The sequence below is a fragment of the Castellaniella sp. genome (assembly GCF_004321985.1).
In the GTDB taxonomy this organism is placed as follows: domain Bacteria; phylum Pseudomonadota; class Gammaproteobacteria; order Burkholderiales; family Burkholderiaceae_B; genus Castellaniella.
Genome location: NZ_SCQN01000001.1, coordinates 1 through 2240 on the forward strand (window position 1 = coordinate 1; position 2240 = coordinate 2240).

The window sequence follows — 2240 nt, forward strand, 5'->3', positions numbered from 1 at the left end:
CGTACGCGCAGTGCGCGGCGCACTTCGTCGGGCAAATTTCGCACGGTTAGAACGGCCATGGCTTGTACCTCACGATATGACTTCATTGCATTCAATATAACTAAATGAAGGCGTTGTGTCACACACTTGGTGATTGGCTTTATCCGATGGGGGCCGAATTTTCATCCACGTCCCATGCGTTCTGCTCGCGATACGTATATTAATGCGATACACTTTGGTATGATCAAGGCATTCAAACATCGCGGCATGCAGAGGTTCTTTGAGACTGGCTCCAAGGCAGGCATTCAGCCCGCGCATGCCAAAAGGCTGTCTCGGCAACTGCGGCAACTGAACGATGCCGCGGGGCCTGATGACATGGATATGCCGGGCTGGAACCTGCACCCGTTGAAAGGCCGTGATCTGAAGGGCCATTGGTCAGTGCAGGTTGATGGAAACTGGCGCTTGACCTTCGCATTTGAAGGCCAGGACGTGATCCTGGTTGACTATCAGGATTATCACTAGGAGGACGCGATGCGTATGTATAACCCCCCTCATCCCGGTGAAACGCTGCGAGAGGACGTGCTGCCGGCACTTGGCCTGTCTGTGGCCGAGGCTGCGCGTCAACTCGGCGTGAGCCGCGTAGCGCTATCGCGTGTTTTGCATGGTCATGTTGCTATCTCGGTGGATTTCGCGCGTAGGCTGGAAGCCTGGTTGCGCAAGCCTGATGGGCGTGGGCCCAGTGCGGAAACGTGGTTGCGCGGCCAGATTGCCTACGATCTGTGGCGGGCCGAACACTCGGGGGAGGGTCTAGATGTCGAGCCGGCGCACGCGGCTGCGTAATGGGTGTTTGGGTCCAATGTGAACAGTGATTTCGGTATCCGTTCACGATGCTGTGACGGTGATATGGACCTCTGTGTTGGCCTTGCCCGCATCTCCTACTATTGTTGCATGTGTTCACGTAGCCATTCTGCGAAGCGTCGTTCGTCCATTTCCCCTGCGGCCACGGAATATATCGCCTGCGTCGCTTCTGCCTGAGTGGCCCTCAGGCGGCACCCGTTCAGCAGAAAAAACAAACCGACTGCCAAAAAAGCCACCCGCTTATTGCCGTCGACGAACGGATGGTTCTTCGCCAGCTCGACTCCATATGCCGCCGCAAGATCAGCGGCATCCGGGGTGGCGCCGCAGGCGACCAGATTCAGCGGGCGAGATAGCGCCGAGTCGAGAAGCCCTTCGTCGCGCACACCTGGCGTGCCGCCGTGTTCGGCGAGGCTTTCATCGTGCAAAAGTAGCAGCGCCAGGCGATTGATCCACCGCCAGCCGCTCATTTGGCAAGCTGGTGGAATGTGTCGCGATACGCCCGCATGAATTCGCGGCCGTGTTTGAGTTGTTCTTCCAGCGCCGGATCGTAAGGCGTCAGAGTCACGCCGCCATTGGCCGAATCCGTCACGAAGACCGAGTCTCCCTTGGAAACGCGTAACCGGGCAAGAACCTCCTTGGGGAGAATGACGCCGACGAGGGATGGACCCTTACGACTCCCACGGGTTGATGACGGTCAGGCCGGCGGCTTCGAACGGGTTGACGTCGCGTGTGGCAACCGTAAAGCCGCGCGCGGCGGCCGTGGCGGCGATGTAGCCGTCCGCATTGCCGACGGCCTTGCCTTCTGCCTTCGCTCGCGCCATCAGTTCGGCGTAGATCCGTGCCGCATCGAGGTCGAACGACAGCACGCGGCCCGCGAAGGCCGTCAACACGTCGCGCTCCAGGCGCTCCTGATAGATTGCTCGCCGCTTGCCTGCCGGCATGGCCGCCACGCCAAAACGCAATTCGGCCACGGTGATCGAGGACAGGTACAGGGTTTCGACCACTTGCGAGTCTATCCACGCGAGCACATTTGGGGCTGGCGTGATCTTCCAGAGTTCGGAAATGACGTTGGTGTCGACGACGATCATTCGAAATGGATCGGTTCGGCCGGGGTCTTGTCGCGGAGTTGGTCGAAGCGCTTGGCCTCGGCATCGGTAAGCCCACCCGCTTCGCGCGCGATGGACGCGAGCAGCGAACCGAGTTTCAGGCGGCCCTCGGGTTTGACCGCCGCTTCCAGGATCGCCCTTACTTCGGCCTCGGTACTGCGCCCGTGGACGGCCGCGCGTACGCGCAGTGCGCGGCGCACTTCGTCGGGCAAATTTCGCACGGTTAGAACGGCCATGGCTTGTACCTCACGATATGACTTCATTGCATTCAATATAACTAAATGAAGGCGTTGTGTC

At 59.6% G+C, this 2240-nt stretch carries 6 protein-coding genes; 2 read left to right on the forward strand and 4 right to left on the reverse strand.

The annotated features are described in order from the left end of the window. The first annotated feature begins 219 nt into the window (after nucleotides 1-219). A complete protein-coding gene (locus EPN31_RS00005; RefSeq protein ID WP_291767969.1) occupies nucleotides 220-501 on the forward strand; it encodes a type II toxin-antitoxin system RelE/ParE family toxin in 282 nt (93 codons plus the stop codon). A 9-nt stretch (nucleotides 502-510) separates the two neighbouring features. Next, on the forward strand, nucleotides 511-819 hold the full coding sequence (locus tag EPN31_RS00010; protein ID WP_291767970.1) for a HigA family addiction module antitoxin: 309 nt from the start codon (nucleotides 511-513) through the stop codon (nucleotides 817-819). A 98-nt stretch (nucleotides 820-917) separates the two neighbouring features. Here EPN31_RS00010 and EPN31_RS00015 read toward each other — a convergent pair whose 3' ends face one another. The 4 genes from EPN31_RS00015 to EPN31_RS00030 all read right to left on the reverse strand — a co-directional run bounded on the left by EPN31_RS00015 (nucleotide 918) and on the right by EPN31_RS00030 (nucleotide 2179). Next, nucleotides 918-1304 carry a type II toxin-antitoxin system death-on-curing family toxin gene (locus tag EPN31_RS00015; RefSeq protein WP_291767971.1) on the reverse strand — a complete coding sequence of 129 codons (387 nt, stop codon included), beginning with the start codon at nucleotides 1302-1304 and terminating at the stop codon, nucleotides 918-920. Next, on the reverse strand, nucleotides 1301-1426 hold the full coding sequence (locus EPN31_RS00020; protein ID WP_367188282.1) for a hypothetical protein: 126 nt from the start codon (nucleotides 1424-1426) through the stop codon (nucleotides 1301-1303). The genes EPN31_RS00015 and EPN31_RS00020 overlap by 4 nt, the downstream gene beginning before the upstream one ends. A 79-nt stretch (nucleotides 1427-1505) precedes the next feature. Then, the gene (locus tag EPN31_RS00025; RefSeq protein WP_291767972.1) at nucleotides 1506-1925 is read right to left on the reverse strand and encodes a type II toxin-antitoxin system VapC family toxin; all 420 of its coding nucleotides are present in this window, start codon (nucleotides 1923-1925) and stop codon (nucleotides 1506-1508) included. Further along, nucleotides 1922-2179 carry an Arc family DNA-binding protein gene (locus tag EPN31_RS00030; RefSeq protein WP_291767974.1) on the reverse strand — a complete coding sequence of 86 codons (258 nt, stop codon included), beginning with the start codon at nucleotides 2177-2179 and terminating at the stop codon, nucleotides 1922-1924. Before EPN31_RS00030 ends, EPN31_RS00025 begins: the two co-directional genes overlap by 4 nt. Nucleotides 2180-2240: the final 61 nt, after the last annotated feature.

What these genes read in the sequence shown, in the direction of transcription:
- EPN31_RS00005 (WP_291767969.1), top strand. Translation starts at nt 220, where the DNA reads ATGATCAAGGCATTCAAACATCGCGGCATGCAGAGGTTCTTTGAGACT.
- EPN31_RS00010 (WP_291767970.1), top strand. Translation starts at nt 511, where the DNA reads ATGCGTATGTATAACCCCCCTCATCCCGGTGAAACGCTGCGAGAGGAC.
- EPN31_RS00015 (WP_291767971.1), bottom strand. Translation starts at nt 1,304, where the DNA reads ATGAGCGGCTGGCGGTGGATCAATCGCCTGGCGCTGCTACTTTTGCAC.
- EPN31_RS00025 (WP_291767972.1), bottom strand. Translation starts at nt 1,925, where the DNA reads ATGATCGTCGTCGACACCAACGTCATTTCCGAACTCTGGAAGATCACG.
- EPN31_RS00030 (WP_291767974.1), bottom strand. Translation starts at nt 2,179, where the DNA reads ATGGCCGTTCTAACCGTGCGAAATTTGCCCGACGAAGTGCGCCGCGCA.